The organism is Mesorhizobium sp. M8A.F.Ca.ET.218.01.1.1 (genome assembly GCF_004791165.1).
Lineage (GTDB): Bacteria > Pseudomonadota > Alphaproteobacteria > Rhizobiales > Rhizobiaceae > Mesorhizobium.
The window spans coordinates 614,813-631,929 of record NZ_SRUZ01000001.1 but is presented as its reverse complement, the minus strand read 5'-3'; the positions used below and the strand labels follow the sequence as shown (position 1 = coordinate 631,929).

9 protein-coding genes and 1 pseudogene are annotated in these 17,117 nt (G+C 62.4%); 6 read left to right on the top strand and 4 right to left on the bottom strand.

Annotated elements, in window-relative coordinates; translation table 11 throughout:
• The first annotated feature begins 134 nt into the window (after positions 1-134).
• The 3 genes and pseudogenes from EN861_RS03015 to EN861_RS03005 all read left to right on the top strand — a co-directional run bounded on the left by EN861_RS03015 (position 135) and on the right by EN861_RS03005 (position 4,012).
• Positions 135-2,639 (top strand): heavy metal translocating P-type ATPase, encoded by a 2,505-nt coding sequence (locus EN861_RS03015; RefSeq protein ID WP_135862284.1) that lies wholly within the window; start codon positions 135-137, stop codon positions 2,637-2,639.
• 43 nt (positions 2,640-2,682) lie between these two features.
• Complete coding sequence (locus tag EN861_RS03010; RefSeq protein ID WP_135862282.1) at positions 2,683-3,075, top strand: DUF305 domain-containing protein; 393 nt, start codon at positions 2,683-2,685, stop codon at positions 3,073-3,075.
• Positions 3,076-3,167: 92 nt separating this feature from the next.
• Positions 3,168-4,012, top strand: a pseudogene (locus EN861_RS03005) (aldo/keto reductase).
• A 46-nt stretch (positions 4,013-4,058) separates the two neighbouring features.
• Here EN861_RS03005 and mutS read toward each other — a convergent pair.
• Complete coding sequence (mutS, locus tag EN861_RS03000) at positions 4,059-6,788, bottom strand: DNA mismatch repair protein MutS (protein WP_135862280.1); 2,730 nt, start codon at positions 6,786-6,788, stop codon at positions 4,059-4,061.
• Between the two features lie 153 nt (positions 6,789-6,941).
• Here mutS and EN861_RS02995 point away from each other — a divergent pair, with 153 nt between their 5' ends.
• On the top strand, positions 6,942-8,135 hold the full coding sequence (locus EN861_RS02995; protein WP_135862279.1) for a glycosyltransferase: 1,194 nt from the start codon (positions 6,942-6,944) through the stop codon (positions 8,133-8,135).
• Positions 8,136-8,266: 131 nt separating this feature from the next.
• Positions 8,267-10,546: an NADP-dependent malic enzyme gene (locus tag EN861_RS02990; protein ID WP_135862276.1), complete on the top strand. Its 2,280-nt coding sequence runs from the start codon at positions 8,267-8,269 to the stop codon at positions 10,544-10,546.
• A gap of 553 nt (positions 10,547-11,099) precedes the next feature.
• On the opposite strand, the gene EN861_RS02985 is transcribed toward EN861_RS02990, so the two are convergent.
• The 3 genes from EN861_RS02985 to EN861_RS02975 form a co-directional block, all read right to left on the bottom strand.
• Positions 11,100-13,778 (bottom strand): N-6 DNA methylase, encoded by a 2,679-nt coding sequence (locus EN861_RS02985; protein WP_135862274.1) that lies wholly within the window; start codon positions 13,776-13,778, stop codon positions 11,100-11,102.
• A 120-nt stretch (positions 13,779-13,898) separates the two neighbouring features.
• Positions 13,899-14,597, bottom strand: a complete 699-nt coding sequence (locus tag EN861_RS02980; protein WP_135862272.1) for an antitoxin Xre/MbcA/ParS toxin-binding domain-containing protein — start codon at positions 14,595-14,597, stop codon at positions 13,899-13,901.
• Positions 14,598-15,003: 406 nt separating this feature from the next.
• Complete coding sequence (locus tag EN861_RS02975) at positions 15,004-15,996, bottom strand: adenosine kinase (RefSeq protein WP_135862270.1); 993 nt, start codon at positions 15,994-15,996, stop codon at positions 15,004-15,006.
• Positions 15,997-16,194: 198 nt separating this feature from the next.
• Here EN861_RS02975 and EN861_RS02970 point away from each other — a divergent pair, with 198 nt between their 5' ends.
• Positions 16,195-17,097 carry an EamA family transporter gene (locus tag EN861_RS02970; RefSeq protein ID WP_135862962.1) on the top strand — a complete coding sequence of 301 codons (903 nt, stop codon included), beginning with the start codon at positions 16,195-16,197 and terminating at the stop codon, positions 17,095-17,097.
• Positions 17,098-17,117: the final 20 nt, after the last annotated feature.

The following is a 17,117-nucleotide window of genomic DNA, read 5'->3' as shown; positions in this document are numbered from 1 at the left end:
AGATGTACCTTTGCGCAGGGGGTGTTCGATCGATTTCACGGCGCCCGAATCGGAAAATCAAAACAGCCCTTGACCTTCCAGTTACTGGAAGCACTACCTCGACCTCGAAGCAGTGACATCAAGGCATTTTCGAAATGACGCATTCAGATCACCATCATCACACGCATGGCTCGCATGGCGGCTGTTGCGCGCCCAAAGGCGCCGCGAATGCGGTGCCGCGCGACCCGGTCTGCGGCATGACCGTGGATCCGGCCGCCGGCAAGCCGACATCAGAGCATGGCGGCCGCCTCTATCATTTCTGCAGCGAGCACTGCCGTTCGAAGTTCCAGTCCGAGCCGGAAAGCTACCTGACGGCCACCGACCCTGTCTGCGGCATGAGCGTCGACCGCTCGACGGCGAAACATTTCGTCCGCCATGAAGGCCAAGGTTTCTACTTCTGTTCCGCCGGCTGCAAGGCGAAATTCGAGGCGGCGCCACAGACCTATCTCGGCGACAGGCCGGCACCGGCGCCGATGCCCAAGGGCACGCAATACACCTGTCCCATGCATCCCGAGATCATCCGTGACAAGCCCGGCTCCTGCCCGATCTGCGGCATGGCGCTCGAGCCCATGGGCGTGCCGACAGGCGATGAAGGGCCAAATCCCGAACTGGTCGATTTCACGAGAAGGCTCTGGGTGAGCGCGGTGCTGTCGGTCCCGCTGCTGGTCGTCGCCATGGCGCCGATGGTCGGCCTGTCGCTGGAGGGCCTGGTCGAGGATCGCGCAAAGGTCTGGATCGAACTGGTCCTGGCGAGCCCTGTGGTGCTCTGGGCTGCCTTCCCGTTCTTCCATCGCGGCTGGGACTCGATCCTCAACCGCAGCCCCAACATGTGGACGCTGATCTCGCTCGGCGTCGGCGCCGCCTATGTCTACAGCGTCGTCGCCACGTTTTTTCCAGACATCTTTCCGCACCAGTTCCGCGGCCATGGCGGTACGGTGCCGGTCTATTTCGAGGCAGCCGCCGTCATCGTCGCGCTGGTCTTCCTCGGCCAGGTGCTGGAACTGCGCGCCCGCGAAAAGACCGGATCGGCGATCCGCGCCCTGCTTGATCTCGCGCCGAAGACCGCGCGGCGGATCGCCGAGGACGGCGCCGAGACCGATGTAGCGCTGGACGACGTCAAGGCCGGCGATCGCCTGCGCATCCGTCCCGGCGATGCTGTCCCGGTCGACGGCACGGTGCTGGAAGGCCGCTCCTCCATCGACGAATCGATGATCACGGGCGAACCCTTGCCGGTCGAGAAGGCCGAAGGCGACGCCTTGACCGGCGGCACGCTCAACAAGAACGGCTCGCTGATCATGCGCGCCGAGCGGATCGGCGCCGAGACGACGCTGTCGCGCATCGTCGAACTCGTCGCCAAGGCACAGCGCTCGCGCGCCCCGATCCAAGGCCTGGCCGACCGCGTTTCCTTCTACTTTGTGCCGGCCGTCGTCCTGGTCGCCGTCGCCGCGTTCATCGCCTGGGCGATCTTCGGCCCCGAGCCCAGTCTGATCTTTGCCATCGTCTCGGCGGTTTCGGTGCTGATCATCGCTTGTCCCTGTGCGCTGGGCCTCGCCACGCCGATGTCGATAATGACCGCCACCGGGCGCGGCGCGCATGCCGGCGTGCTGATCAAGGAAGCGGCCGCGCTCGAACGCTTCGCCGCCGTCGACACGTTGATCGTCGACAAGACCGGCACGCTGACCGAGGGCCGGCCGAAACTGACCGACGTCGTCGCGGCCGCGGGCTTTTCCGAGGACGAATTGCTGGTGTACGCCGCGACCCTGGAAAAGGGGTCGGAGCATCCGCTGGCCGAGGCCATCGTCGATGGGGCGGGCCAGCGCGGCGTGAAGATCGCCGAGGCCAGCAGCTTCGAGGCGGTTACCGGCAAGGGCGTTTCCGGCACGGTGTCGGGCAAGAAGGTCGCGCTCGGCAATGCCGCGATGATGGCCGATCTCGCCATCGACGTTTCCGCAATCCTGGGCCGCGTGGAAGCATTGCAGGGCGATGGCAAGACGGCGATGTTCGTCGCTGTCGACGGCAAGCTGGCCGGCATCGTCGCCGTCGCCGATCCGGTCAAGGCGACCACGGCGGAGGCGATCAGGGCGCTGCATGACAGTGGGCTGAGGATCATCATGGCGACCGGCGACAATGAGCGCACGGCCAAGGCGATCGCCGGACGTCTCGGCATCGACGAGGTTCGGGCAGGTCTATTGCCGGAACAGAAGGCAGCGCTCGTCGACGAACTGCGCGGCAGGGGTGCCGGCGTCGCCATGGCCGGCGACGGCGTCAACGATGCGCCGGCGCTTGCCGCCGCCGATGTCGGCATCGCCATGGGAACCGGCGCCGATGTCGCCGTCGAAAGCGCCGGCATCACCTTGGTCAAGGGCGACCTAAACGGCATCGTCCGCGCCCGCACCCTGGCCCGGGCGACCATCGGCAACATCCGGCAGAACCTGTTCTTCGCCTTCCTTTACAATGTGCTTGGCGTGCCGGTCGCGGCCGGCGTGCTCTATCCGCTTACCGGCACGCTTCTGTCGCCGATGCTGGCGGCGGCGGCGATGAGCCTGTCCTCCGTCTCGGTGATCGCGAACGCATTGCGGCTCAGAACGTTGAAACTCTGAGATTAACCCCCAGATACGAAATCCAACCAACAGGAGACCATGAATGACCTTGGCTAAAAAACTCGTGCTGCTGCTGATGGCGGCCGGAATGCTGCTTGCCGTCTTCCTCGAAAGCGTGCCGGCGCAGAGCGAGGAGATGAAGCACGACATGGGCGCCATGGCCATGGGGGCGGAAAGCCCTTCGACGGCGGGCTACAAGGCGGCGATGGACAAGATGCATACCGACATGATGGCCTCGCAATATACCGGCAACGCCGACGTCGATTTTGTCCGCGGCATGATTCCGCATCATCAAGGCGCGATCGAAATGGCCAAGGTCGAGCTGGCCAACGGCAAGGATCCGGAAATCCGCAAACTCGCCGAAGGCGTCATCGCCGCGCAGGAAGCCGAAATCAAGCAGATGCAGGACTGGCTCGCCGCCCATCCGGTGAAGTAAGCTTCCCGGCATCGCTAAGTAGGGTCCGGCGAGAACTCCTTGCGGAGTCTCGTCGAGGCCTCGATGCGATCGAGTACCGACGGAGCCATGCCATGGAATCGAGCGTCAGAACCACCACGCTACCTGCGGCGAGGCCATACCCGTTCTCGGCCAGGGCACGTGGAAAATGGGCGAGGATTCGCGGCGCCGCTCCGACGAGGTAAATGCCCTCAAGCTCGGCCTCGACCTCGGCGTCACGCTGATCGACACCGCCGAAATGTATGCCGGCGGCGGTGCGGAAGAAGTGGTGGCCAAAGCCATCGCCGGCCGCCGCGCCGAGGTCTTCCTGGTCTCGAAGGTCTTGCCTTCCAACGCTTCAAGGGCCGGCGTGCAGCGCGCCTGCGAGAACAGCCTGAAGCGCCTCGCCACCGACCGCATCGATCTCTATCTGCTGCATTGGCCGGGCAGCGTGCCCCTATCGGAAACGGTGGAAGCCTTCGAGGCGCTGAAAAAAGCCGGCAAGATACGGCATTGGGGCGTCAGCAATTTCGACACCGAGGAGATGGAGGAACTGGCTGGCCTGCGCGACGGCGGCAATGTCCAGACCAACCAGGTGCTCTACAATCTGGTTCGCCGCGGCCCGGAATTCGATCTGGCGCCCTGGAGCCGAACACGCGGCATCCCGCTGATGGCCTATTCGCCGGTCGAGCAAGGCGCGCTGGCGCGCAATGCCAGGCTTGACGCCGTCGCCGCCCGGCACGGCGCGACACCGGCGCAAATCGCCCTGGCCTGGGTGATGCGGCAGGACGGCGTCATCGCCATTCCCAAGGCCGGCAGCCAGGAGCACGTCCGCCAGAATGTCGCTGCGTTGGACATAAAGCTTACGCCGCAGGACATCGCCGATCTCGACCGTGCATTCCCGCCACCGAAGCGCAAGCGCGGGCTGGAGATGATCTGAGGCGGCGGTGCTGCCAATTTCCCCCTCCGCCGCCCAGATTGCAAAATTACTTCCCCGCCAGCCCTTTCAGCCGGTAGAGCGCCTCCAGTGCTTCCTTCGGCGTCATCTCGTCGGGGTTGATCTCGCCGAGCGCTGTGCCCAGCGCGTCGCTCTTCACCGGCTTTGGCGCTTCCCGTTTCACCGCCACCGAAAACAGCGGCAGGTCGTCGACCAGCCGGTTGGCCTTGCCCGAAACCTCGCCTTCCTCCAGCTGGTGCAGCACCGCCTTGGCCCGCTCGACCACCGCATCCGGCAGGCCGGCGAGCCGTGCCACCTGCACGCCGTAGGACCGGTCAGCGGCACCCTTGCCGACCTCGTGCAGGAAAACGACGTCGCCCTCCCATTCCTTGACGCGCATGGTGACGTTGGAAAGCCGCGCCAGCTTGCCGGCGAGCGACGTCATTTCGTGGAAATGGGTGGCGAAAATCGCCCGGCAGCGGTTCTTCTCGTGCAGATATTCGACCGCCGCCCAGGCGATCGACAGGCCGTCGAACGTCGCGGTGCCACGGCCGATCTCGTCGAGGATCACGAGCGCGCGTTCGCCGGCCTGGTTGAGGATCGCCGCCGTCTCGACCATTTCGACCATGAAGGTCGAACGGCCGCGCGCCAGATCGTCCGAAGCGCCGACGCGCGAGAACAGCCGGTCGACGACGCCGATATGGGCAGACGCCGCCGGTACGAAGGAGCCGGTCTGGGCCAGGATCGCGATCAGCGCGTTTTGCCGCAAGAACGTCGACTTACCACCCATGTTCGGGCCGGTCAGCAGCCAGATCGCGCCGTTCCTGGCAGTCCCCTCGGGCGAGAGGTCGCAATCATTGGCGACGAACGGCCCTTCGCCCGAACGGCGCAGCGCCTGTTCGACCACCGGATGCCGGCCGCCTGAAATCTCGAAGGCAAGGCTGGAATCCACCACCGGCCGGCACCAGGCCTCGCTTTCCGACAACAGTGCGAGGGCCGCCGACACATCGAGCACGGCGAGCGCATCGGCCCCGGCGCGGATCGCCTCTGCCTCGCCGACCGCCTCCGCCGTCAGCGCATCGAAGGCTGCCAGTTCGATGCTCAGTGCCCGGTCGGCGGCATTGGCGATCTTGGTCTCGAGTTCGGCGAGCTCGGTCGTGGTGAAGCGCATGGCGTTGGCCATGGTCTGGCGGTGGATGAAGCGCGCCTTGGCGCCATCGCTGCCGGTCATGATTGCATGATGGTTGGCCGTCACCTCGATGTAGTAGCCAAGCACGTTGTTGTGCCGGATCTTCAGCGAACGGATGCCGGTTTCCTCGATCAGCGAGCGCTCCAGCCCGGCGATCACTTTGCGCGACTCGTCGCGCAGCGCCCGCATCTCGTCGAGTTCGGCATGATAGCCGCCGCGAACGAAACCGCCGTCGCGTTTGAGCAGCGGCAGTTCCTCGCCGAGCGCCTGGGTGAGATGCTGGGCGAGTGCCTTGGGCAGCGCTTGAATCGCGGCCATCGCGCCGGCCAATTCCTGGGGCAGGGCGGTCGCGGCAAAGGTCTCGGCGATGGCGCCAGCCGCCTCGAAGCCGGCGCGCAGTGCGCCGAGGTCGCGCGGGCCGCCGCGATTGAGCGCCAGTCTGGACAGCGCACGCGGCATGTCGGCCACGCTCTTCAGGCTCATCCGCACTGCCTGGCAAAGCCGCACTTCGGAACGGAAGAACGACACCGAATCCAGCCGTGCGACAATGGCCGCCGGGTCGGTCAGCGGCGCCATCAGCCGGTCGGCGAGCAGCCTTGCGCCGCCGCCGGTCACCGTGCGGTCGATCGCCTTGAACAGCGAGCCCTCGCGGCTGCCGGACAGCGTGCGCAACAGTTCGAGATTGCCGCGCGTCGCCGGATCGATGAACAGGGTCGAGCCCTGCTCCTCGCGCTCGGGGCGCGACAGCGGTGGCCGCTCGGCCTTCTGCGTCTTCTCGACATAGGCGATGGCGCCCGAGATCGCCGACAGTTCGGCACGCGAAAACGTGCCGAAACTGTCTGGTGTCGCCACCTCGAAGAACCGCGCGATCCGCCCCGTGGCCGAGGCCGAATCGAACAGCGAAGGCGGCTGCGGGCTGGCAATGCGGCCGAGCACGTCGAACACCGGCTTCAGCTCGGGATCATGGAAGACCGGCTCGGCCATGATAAGCTCGCGCGGGTCGACACGGAAGACGTCGGCCATCAGCCGGTCGGCGGAGGTCTCGGCGACGCGGAAGGCCCCGGTCGAGATGTCGATCCAGGCAATTGCAAAGCTGTGGTCCGCTCCGCCCTTCACCCTGCCCAGCGCCATCAGGAAACTCGATTCCGACGGCGCCAGCAATTTGTCCTCGGTGATGGTGCCCGGGGTCACCAGCCGCACCACATCGCGGCGCACCACCGATTTGGAACCGCGTTTCTTGGCCTCGGCCGGATCCTCGATCTGCTCGCAGACGGCGACGCGGAACCCCTGGCCAATCAGCTTCTGCAGATAGTCGTCGGCCGCATGCACCGGCACGCCGCACATCGGAATGTCGTGGCCTTGGTGCTTGCCGCGTTTGGTGAGCACGATGCCCAGCGCCCGGCTCGCCTTCTCGGCATCGTCGAAGAACAGCTCGTAGAAATCGCCCATGCGGTAGAACAGCAGCGAATCCGGGTTAGCCGCCTTGATCTCGATGAATTGCTCCATCATCGGCGTGACGGCGGCGCCTGGCTGTGGCGCCGCCGTCAACTCGGGAGCGGCGTCGGGCTCGTTCGGGCTGTGCATGTTCATGGCGCGGCACGCTAGCAGATGTGGTGGCGGGGTTTAATGCCGGGCCATCGAAAAGCAGGGGAAGATCGCAAGCCATCGTCCATGGCCCGCTATTCAGTGGCATTGCCCGATGCCGTGATCGCGAATATCTGTCGTCTTGGGGGTATAATGGTCATGGACAGGGATGGGCACGAAACGTTCGAGGAGATGGTAGGGCCGATCGACTCGGCCCTCGAACGGCTCTGGCTCATGACGGTTCGGCATGCCAGTCAAAGGTTGGGCGGGCTTAAGTTTTCGGCGGCCAAGCGCCTCCCTTTCGCGCTGCCGCTCAGCGGTCCGTTGTCCCATCTGGACGGCGGCATTCGGCTCGCGGTTTACGTTCTCAGCCACGATCCGCTGTTGATCTACACGCCGATCGGCGGCGCCCGTCCCCTCAACTCGATCGTCGCAATCGGCCGTCGCCTGGCCTCGCGGCGCGCCGTGTTCCTGCTGATGCCGAGTTGGACGCTCGAGCGGCCGCACGTCGTCGCAAAGCTGGGCCGGGATCTCGCCTGGTACCGTGAAAACTTTCCGCTTCACGAACTGATTTTTCTTTGCAACACGCCGGAGGAGCGTCGTCTGGTCACCGCTGTCGGAGGAACCGCGATCGTCTCCAACCACAATCTGATGGTCTCAGAGGACATCTTTCGGCCATTGCCGGATGTCCCCGTCGAATTCGACGCCGTCTATAACGGCCGCATCTCGTACACCAAGCGTCATTACCTCGCCTTCGACGTCGAAAGGCTCGCCCACATCACCTTTTCGATCGGCGAGCTGCCCCGGGCCGGCGACCGTGCCTTCATCCGTCGCCTGCAGGCGCAATCGCCGCTGCATCGTATCGCCAACCCGATCATCGATGGCCTGGCCGGCTGGCTGGCGCCGCAGGAGGTCAATCGCGTCTACAACCAGGCCGCGGTTGGGCTCTGTCTGTCGGCGGCGGAAGGGGCGATGTGTTCCAGCATGGAATATCTGATGGCCGGGTTGCCGGTGGTCAGCACGCCCAGTCTTGGCGGCCGGGATGTCTTCTTCGATCCGGACTATTGCATCATCGCCGAGCCCGATCCGGCGGCGATCCGGCGGGCTGTCGAGACGCTGCGCGACCGCGCCATACCGCGCGAGGAGATCCGTAACCACACGATGGCCAGGGTAGAGCCGCAACGGCGACAACTCATGGAATTCCTGTCGGAGCTGTTCGAGCGGATGGGAAGCCGGCGGCCGCCCCTGTCGCAATGGCCGTTCCCCGGAACCAGGACGCTGCGGCGATGGGCAACGGCCCGCCAGCATGCGCATGAAATCACCGCATTCAAGCCAGCGCCGCGCAGTCCCTGAGCGAGCGCGTCCGCTTTGAAGCAGCTTTGCAGAGCTTCGTGGTTTACACGCGGCGGCCCGTGGTCTTAATTCGCAAGCACCAGGCACCCGCTTCAAGGAGGTGCCGCACCGGCGAGGAAATCAAAAGCATCATGGCCAGGAAAACCGAGAACAACGGTCCGTCCGTCAGCGCACAGGAAGCGCTCGAATTCCATGCCATGGGCCGGCCGGGCAAGCTGGAGATCGTCGCCACCAAACCGATGACGACGCAGCGCGATCTCAGCCTCGCTTATTCGCCTGGTGTCGCCGTGCCCGTGCGCGCCATCGCCGAGGACCCATCGAGAGCCTTCGACTATACGACGCGCGGCAACATGGTCGCCGTCATCTCCAACGGCACCGCCATCCTCGGCCTCGGCAATCTCGGCGCGCTGGCCTCGAAGCCGGTCATGGAAGGCAAGGCGGTGCTGTTCAAGCGCTTCGCCGATGTCGATTCCATCGACCTCGAGGTCGACACCGAGGATGCCGACGAGTTCATCAACTGCGTGCGCTTCCTCGGTCCCTCCTTCGGCGGCATCAACCTGGAAGACATCAAGGCGCCGGAATGCTTCATCATCGAGCAGCGCCTGCGCGAACTGATGGACATCCCGGTCTTCCATGACGACCAGCATGGCACGGCCATCATCTCGGCCGCCGGCCTGATCAATGCGCTGGAGGTAACCGGCCGCGACATGAAGACCACGAAGCTGGTCTGCAATGGCGCGGGTGCCGCCGGCATCGCCTGCATCGAGCTGATGAAGGCGATGGGATTTTCCCCTGAAAACATCACCTTGTGCGACACCAAGGGCGTGGTCTTCCAGGGCCGAACCGAGGGCATGAACCAGTGGAAATCGGCGCACGCGGTCAAGACCGACGCGCGTTCTCTGGCCGAAGCGCTCGACGGCGCCGACGTCTTCCTCGGCCTTTCCGCCAAGGGGGCGCTGACCACCGCCATGGTGCAGTCGATGGCCAAGAACCCGATCATCTTCGCCATGGCCAATCCCGATCCGGAGATCACCCCGGAGGAAGTGGCCGAGATCCGCACCGACGCCATCATGGCCACCGGGCGCTCGGACTACGCCAATCAGGTCAACAACGTGCTCGGCTTCCCCTACATCTTCCGCGGCGCGCTGGATGTCAGGGCCACCACCATCAACGACGACATGAAGATCGCCGCCGCCCGCGCTCTCGCCGAACTGGCCCGCCAGGACGTGCCCGACGACGTCGCCGCCGCCTATCAGGGCAACCGGCCGAAATTCGGCCCCAACTACATCATCCCGGTGCCTTTCGACCCGCGCCTGATCTCGGCCATCCCGATTGCCGTGGCCAAGGCAGCAATGGATTCGGGCGTCGCCCGCAAGCCGATCCTCGATCTCGACCGCTACGCGCAGGAGCTTTCCGCCCGCCGCGACCCGATCGCCTCGACCCTTCAGCGCATCTACGATCGCGTGCGCCGCCAGCCCAAGCGCATCGTCTTCGCCGAGGGCGAGGAGGAGCAGGTGATGCGCGCCGCCGTCTCCTATGTGAACCAGCGGCTCGGCACGGCCATCCTGCTCGGCCGCGACGATGTCATCAAGGAGAACGCCAGGCACGCCGGCATCGACTTGAACAAGCAAGGCATCGAGATCATCAATGCGCGCCTGTCGCGCCGCAATTCGATCTACACCGACTATCTCTACGAACGCATGCAGCGCAAAGGCTTCCTGTTCCGCGACTGCCAGCGGCTGATCAACAACGACCGCAACCATTTCGCCGCCTGCATGGTGGCGCTGGGTGATGCCGACGGCATCGTCACCGGCGTCACCCGCAACTATTCCACCGCGCTCGACGATATCAGGCGCGTCATCGACGCCAAGCCCGGCCACCGCGTCATCGGCGCCTCGATCGTGCTGGCACGCGGCCGCACGGTGATCGTCGCCGACACCGCCGTCCACGACATGCCCAACGCCGAGCAGATCGCCGACATCGCCGAGGAGGCGGCAGGCTTTGCCCGCCGCATGGGCTATGAGCCGAGGCTCGCCATGCTCGCTTATTCCACCTTTGGCCATCCGCAGGGCGAGCGTTCCGAGCGCATCCAGGAAGCCGTGCGCATCCTCGACAAGCGCCGCGTCGATTTCGAATATGACGGCGAGATGGCCGCCGACGTGGCGCTCAACGCCCGCGCCATGGCGCAATACCCGTTCATGCGCCTGACCGGCCCGGCCAATGTGCTGATCATGCCGGCGTTCCACTCGGCCTCGATCTCGACCAAGATGCTGCAGGAACTCGGCGGCTCGACCGTCATCGGCCCGCTGCTGGTCGGCCTGAACAAGCCGGTGCAGATCGTCTCGCTGAACGCCAAGGACAGCGATATCGTGAACATGGCGGCGATCGCGGCTTACACGGCGGGGACTTGAGGAAACTGGCGGTTGCGATCCGTCCGTTAATTGAGTTCGAAATCTACAAATTGCAAATCTCTCATGTCGTAAAGGCTATATCGACGTCCACTGCCCGCACATCGTAAGAAGTCGCTCGTATCGAAGGTAACAATCGGCAAATGAGGCCGCAATTCTAGACGCTTTGTTATAGCGTCGGCTATTTCCATCAAATAGGAATCGACGTAGTCGACCACATGTCTCCTCATCCAATCAGAATGCAACCATAGGCTCTGCTCGGGAGATAACGAGGGGTGCGACGAAGGAAGTATCCAGACATTCCCTGGGGAAAGCAGCCATTGAAGTAATTGTATGACGACTAGATGGTCACGTCGCCTGCCGAGTAATCCGCATGCTTCAACGATAACCGGAAGTGTAACAACCCAGATGTAGTCGGGCAGTTCGTCGACAACTAAGACCGCTTGTTCATGATAGTTATCCCTATCATCCATGTATGCCACTAAGACATTCGTATCCAGCAGGGCAATGTTTCGAGGTAAGTCGATCTCCTGTCTTTCAAAGGTAAGTATTGGCATTAATTTGCGCTCACGCCGATCCCTCGCTCTTGAACGGCGCTGCGGATAAGGTCGTCTATGCGCCCCTCCAGGTCTCGCCTCGCGTCGCTCAGTTCCTCCGTTTCTACAACTGTCTCTGCTAAGAACCCCAGCTCTTCAGATAAACCTGTATCTTGCAGGAGGCGATCGAGGATCGGTATCCCTTGAATATGCTGAGGCTCGAATTTTTGAAAATCTCCACGAAATTGAGGGGGGGTCTGTTTGACCAGTGAGTTTACTACCGAGCTATTTAAATAGGCCATCAGTGGAAAGAGCAATTCCGAGTCCTCAGGCACCACAGCGGTTCCCCCAACAAGAAAAACTCGCCCGGCAGGGTCAATCGCGAAGGCAGTAGTTGGTGCGAGATCTCGTATTAGTAGCTTTGGTCGTCGAAGCCATGTCTCATCTCTGGGCCAGACAAGTTCGTAGAAGCGCCCATTGCTTTTTTTAAGACTCGCTCTTGCTCCCAGTATGTTTCTATTCCTACTAAAATAATCCCAAGCGCGCGGAAATTTCTGAAGAAGCTCCGATTCTGACATGGGGATGTTATTACGATACGGATATAGGAGCCGCGCCGATGTCACGATGTTTTCGTAGCGTTTAACCTGAGACCCGTAAACGGTCGGCTCCAGTATCTCTGACTCTATGATAAAGCTCTCACCTAACCCATTGGTCGCTTTGCAAAGCGAATTTCCGTCCGCCGATTCGAGGGATACGATAAAGAGGTCATTGCCGCCGGTTCTAATGCCTTGAGGGATTGCGGCAATTGTATCAAGGCGGATGGAAACTTCCTCGATCATTATCCGGGAGAGTTGTTCAGTCTCGGACAGGAGCATCCACGGTCCGTCTCCTGTAGGATGCCGAGCCGAGAACGTGCGAACTAAGTTGGAGTTTCGGCTTTCGAGGTCGTCGTTTGCCGAAAGTAACAGTGAGGCAATGAAATCAGCCTCAAGGGATTTTACTTCTATGACGTGAACTCTTAGGGGATGGTCGGAGCCCGAGGGCCGCTTCTTCGCAACAATGCAGCCTATATACGCATCAGCATCAAATGGCTTGGTCGATCCAAAATCTACGATATTTATCAGAGACGTTTGTTCTGAAATTAATCTTCGAACGGGCCCACCACTCCGATTTCGAAATAGGCGATTTGGAATGACAAGTCCGAGGTGCCCCCCGGGGGCCAAGATCCGTATGCCTTGCTCGACAAACAACGACGAGAAGTCATAACGACCTCGTGCCGTAGAGAATCGCGCCTCAAGTTTCTCGCGTGAATTTACGAGCCCAGTTGCAAGAAATGGTGGATTACCCAAAACAATATCGTACTGCCTATTAAGCGCCCCCCAACTTTCACTATCTAGGCCGTCGGCGACCAAAACGACGCTTGAGAGATTGGGGAGAGGCAGTGCATCGGGCTCCTCAATAAGGCGTTGCCAAAGGTGGAGCCTTGCGGCCGTTACTGCCTTTGGGTCAACGTCTACACCGGCGATGAACCCTCCCTCAATCAATTCGCGAGCCCACGGCCGATTTGGTTCTTTTTCCTTCAAGTGCTTAAGCATTTTGTCGATTGCTGCAACCAAAAAAGAACCAGATCCGCAAGCAAAATCTATTACTGCAGGGGGGGTTGTCCTTCCGGAATCGTTAAAATACTCGTCAACGCAGCGGGTGGACAGGAATTCTGTAATGTATTTTGGTGTATAATAAGCGCCAGTACTCTTTCGAACACTGTAACGTTCAACGCTTCGTTCCGGCGGTAAGAAGAGATCGACTTGAGCAGGTAGAGACGTTGGCTGCAGAACCGATGCGAGGTATTTTTCGTAGGCCAGGCCGAGAACGTCGGCATCAATCCAGGCAAAGTTGTATCTTGGACGCGGCCCCGGTACCTTGTAAGGGTTGTAAAGTTCCAAAATCACACCCGCGAGCACGTGCTCAGGTATGTTCGCTGTCACATCTGCATTGAAGAGGTCGCTTCCAATCCGCTCTCGTGCTTGGTGCAAAAGGATTTCCCATCGCGCCCTATCAAACTTATCCGACTCCACTACCGCAGACGAGGCATGCTCCAAATGAGAGTCAAGCCCTCGATCCTCAACCGTCCTTAACACAAACAGCTGGGCGTAAAATGTCTGCAAAAGCTCGTCTACTTTGTCGGCATCGCGAGCGTAACGCAGTGCCTGCTCTCGCCACCTATCAAGCCTCTCTACGAGCGAATCGTCTACCGGCTTCAGAAAGTCACTTGGCTCTTTTTGTTTAGTTGCAATCCTGGATGCTTGTCGATCGAGCAATCCTTGGGGGGTAAAGGCCTCAAAGATGTCGCGGTGATGCTTGACTTCACTCCATCCGATACGAGGAAGTTGGAACCAATTGGAATCCGCAACCCATTGTGAGTTGAAAATTGTCAAGCCAAGACCGTCCGCAACCATCCCCCATTGGGTGCCGGCATGGTAGGCATACAACGCAGTGCTATCGATTGGATCGTATCCGTTCCGCGCGACTACGGTACCAAATATGGCCGCAGGCTCGCCACTTATCCTTCCCTTGTGGACGTCCACTCGCGTGTCTCCACGGCGCACTTCCAGAGATTGAAGCTGTTGGTCATGCCAACCGAAGAGATGCGCAAGATGCGCGCTCGAGCGAGTATTTTCAAAAGTCGGAAGTTGGTCCATGAATCATCTATACGAATGATTTGCCTCGAGCCAGAGCCATGGAGTTATGTACGTGCTGCGGAGCAAAGCCAAACTAGCTTCGCGCGGTCCTTAGCTGCCTAGTAAACGCGCGCGCTGGCTTCAGCCAGGCGCGAACGCACGCGCCGCTTCGACCACGTCCCCGACCTGATCCGCGCGCAGCAGATCGATCGGAACGCGGCCATCGAGCTGTGCCGCTGGGCGGGTCAACCATAGCCATGCGAGCCTCGGGTTGCCGATGAGGTCCAGCACGTCGCTTATGCCCGCCACCGGCCTGCCGTCGACGAATTGCGCCAGCGGGAAGACGTGCTTGCGGCCGCCCTTGCGCAGCGCGATGACGTCGCCGCGCCGCTGCCAGCGGTGCAAGGTGGAGCGGGCGATGCGCAGGTTCTCTTCCAGATAGGTCGAGCCGGCGACGCGGCCGGCCCAGTCCTCGATCAGCATCGATTCGAGGTCGTCGGACTGGGGGAGCGGGGGCAACGTTTCGGCCTCTGCAGGCAGCGTTGTCGTGCCGGTGGTGCCGGCTTCGCCTCGGCGCGCCGCTTCGGCCGCCAGCGCGCGCACGAATTTCGAGGCCAGCCCCGGAAGGTCGGCGTGGATCGTGTCGATGGCGCGCTGGTGCTTGGGCGACAGCAAGGTGACCGCGGAGGCGATGCTGCCGGCGATTTTGGCGACCGAGACCATGGTGGACTGGTTGATCGCCTCGTCATAATGGGCGAGCGCGCGCTCGACCTTGTCGGCGACCAACTCCGCGAAGTCGTCCTGGTTTATGCCGGTCGCCTGGATTGGAAATCTGTTCATGCATCTGTCTTCTGGCCGCGCTCCTCCCCGACTGCGGCCGTTTGTCAACGGCTAAGGGAAGAGCGGGACTCCGAACGGCAACAGATGCAGCGAACCCGACAGGTTGCTGTCTTGCATTTACGACACCCCAACTGACTGCGAGCATCCCGAAATGCCAGTCACGGGACGCTCGCAATTTCCTGTAGGAGCGGTGTGTGACAACCGCGCGACGGTCTTTTCCTTCTCCCCTTTTGGGGCCCGAAGGGCGGCGAGACCGTTGGCTCGCCCCGGGGTGGCCTCGCGAAGCGAGGTCGGATGAGGGGTGTTCCAGCTTGGCAAAAACGGCGATCCGTCACCCACCCCTCAACCGTCTCGGCGCTGCGCGCCGATCCACCTTCTCCCACAGCGGGAGAAGGGAAAAGCCCCCCTACAACAACCCCGCTTGCTCGGCTTCCTTGCGCAGATTCTGCCGTGGCCTCGGGCCGATCTGCTGGATCACCAATCCGGCTGCCAGTGAGCCAAGGTCGCCGCAGGTCTGGAGGTCGCGTCCCTGTGTATAACCATGCAGGAAGCCGGCGGCGTAGAGGTCGCCGGCGCCCGTGGTGTCGACCAGTTCCTTGATCGCGGTCGCCTTTATGACCACGGTCTCGTCGCCGCGCACGATGACCGAGCCCTTTTCGGAGCGGGTCACCGCTGCGATCTTGCAATCCTTGCGGATCTGCGCCAGCGCCTCGTCGAACGACGAAGTCTGGTAAAGCGACTTGATCTCGTGGCTGTTGGCAAAGACGATATCGACCGTGCCCGAGCGCATCAGGTCGAGGAACTCGTCACGGTAGCGGTCGACGCAGAACGAGTCCGACAATGTCATCGACACTTCACGGCCCGCCGCATGCGCCAGCTTCGCCGTCTGGCGGATGGCTTCCTTGGCCCGCGGCGGGTCCCACAGATAGCCTTCGAAATAGGTCACCTTGGCGCCCGACGCCTTGTCGGCCTCGACATCTTCCGGCCCGAGTTCGACGCAGGCGCCGAGATAGGTGTTCATCGAGCGCTCGCCATCGGGGGTGACGAAGATCATCGAGCGCGCCGTCGGCGGCTCGCCCTCGAGCGGCTTGGTGTCAAAGGCGACACCTTGCGCGTGGATATCGTGCGCGTAGATTTCGCCCAGCGCATCGTTGGAAACCTTGCCGAAGAAGGCGGCGCGTCCGCCGAAGGAGGCGACCCCGGCCGCCGTGTTGCCGGCGCTGCCGCCGGAGGCCTCGATTGCCGGACCCATGCGGCTGTAGAGCAATTCGGCGCGATGGGTGTCGATGAGATTCATCGCGCCCTTGATGATGCCGTTGGTCTGGAGGAAGTCCTCTTCGCACTGGGCGATGATGTCGACAATCGCATTGCCGATGCAAAGCACGTCATAATCCGGCATCAATGTCTCCGCCAAAACCCGAGCCGGCTTCTTGCCATGCCCGCGCGGGTCTACAGCATGACGCTGAAAACAGGCAACCGATTTTCTGTCCTTGCCGCGCCAGCCAGGCGCTACGACAATTCGACCGTGGCCGAAACATTTCGTCGCGATGTCGCCTACATCTGCGCTCCTGAGATCACGGTCCGAAGGCGCGAGCCCATGCCTGCCAAAAACGACACGGCTACCGACCTGGCGCTGCTTGGCGTACTGGCTGTCCTGTGGGGCGCCTCCTACACCTTCATCAAGATCGGCGTCGAGACCATCCCGCCCATCACCTTCATCGCCGCCCGCACCCTGATCGCCGGCGCCATCCTGTTCGCCATCATCCGCTGGCGTGGGCTTGCCTTGCCGGGAGACGCGGCTAGCTGGCGCCGCTTCGCCTTCCAGGCCTGCCTCAACAGCGTCATCCCGTTCACGCTGATCGCCGCGGCCGAGCGCTCGGTCGACGCCGGCCTTGCCACCATCCTCAATTCGACCTCGCCGATCTTCACCTTCCTGCTAACGGCACTCATCACCCGCCATGAGCCGGTGACGGCGCGCAAGCTGGTCGGCGTCGGCGCCGGTATTGCCGGCATCTGCCTCATCGTCGGCACGCAGGCGCTTGGCGGCATCGGCGACCAGCTCTGGGCACAGATCGCCATCGTCGCGGCAACCGTGTGCTATGCGGGCGCTGCCATCTTCGGCCGTGGCTTCAAGGGCCTCGATCCGATGCTTCCCGCCGCCGGCTCGATGCTGTGCGGCGCCGTCATGCTGGTGCCGCTCAGCCTGGTGGTCGACCGGCCATGGACGCTGGCCCCCTCGGCGGCTTCCATCCTCGCTTTGCTCGGCCTGTCCGTGTTTTCGACGGCACTGGCGTTCGTCATCTATTTTCGCCTCATCCACACGCTGGGTTCGGTCGGCACGACGTCGCAGGCCTATCTGCGGGTGCCGATCGGTGTCGGCATCGGCGCCATCTTCCTCGGCGAAAGCCTGGGTCCGACGGCATGGCTCGGCATGGGCTTTGTCGTTGCCGGCGTGGCGGCCATGACCATACCGGTCCGCAAACCGGCCTTCGCCCGGTAGTCAGATTTCGGCAGCGTCCA

Coding starts and splice junctions, on each gene's coding strand:
- EN861_RS03015 (WP_135862284.1), top strand. CDS start 135: ATGACGCATTCAGATCACCATCATCACACGCATGGCTCGCATGGCGGC.
- EN861_RS03010 (WP_135862282.1), top strand. CDS start 2,683: ATGACCTTGGCTAAAAAACTCGTGCTGCTGCTGATGGCGGCCGGAATG.
- mutS (WP_135862280.1), bottom strand. CDS start 6,788: ATGAACATGCACAGCCCGAACGAGCCCGACGCCGCTCCCGAGTTGACG.
- EN861_RS02995 (WP_135862279.1), top strand. CDS start 6,942: ATGGACAGGGATGGGCACGAAACGTTCGAGGAGATGGTAGGGCCGATC.
- EN861_RS02990 (WP_135862276.1), top strand. CDS start 8,267: ATGGCCAGGAAAACCGAGAACAACGGTCCGTCCGTCAGCGCACAGGAA.
- EN861_RS02985 (WP_135862274.1), bottom strand. CDS start 13,778: ATGGACCAACTTCCGACTTTTGAAAATACTCGCTCGAGCGCGCATCTT.
- EN861_RS02980 (WP_135862272.1), bottom strand. CDS start 14,597: ATGAACAGATTTCCAATCCAGGCGACCGGCATAAACCAGGACGACTTC.
- EN861_RS02975 (WP_135862270.1), bottom strand. CDS start 15,996: ATGCCGGATTATGACGTGCTTTGCATCGGCAATGCGATTGTCGACATC.
- EN861_RS02970 (WP_135862962.1), top strand. CDS start 16,195: ATGCCTGCCAAAAACGACACGGCTACCGACCTGGCGCTGCTTGGCGTA.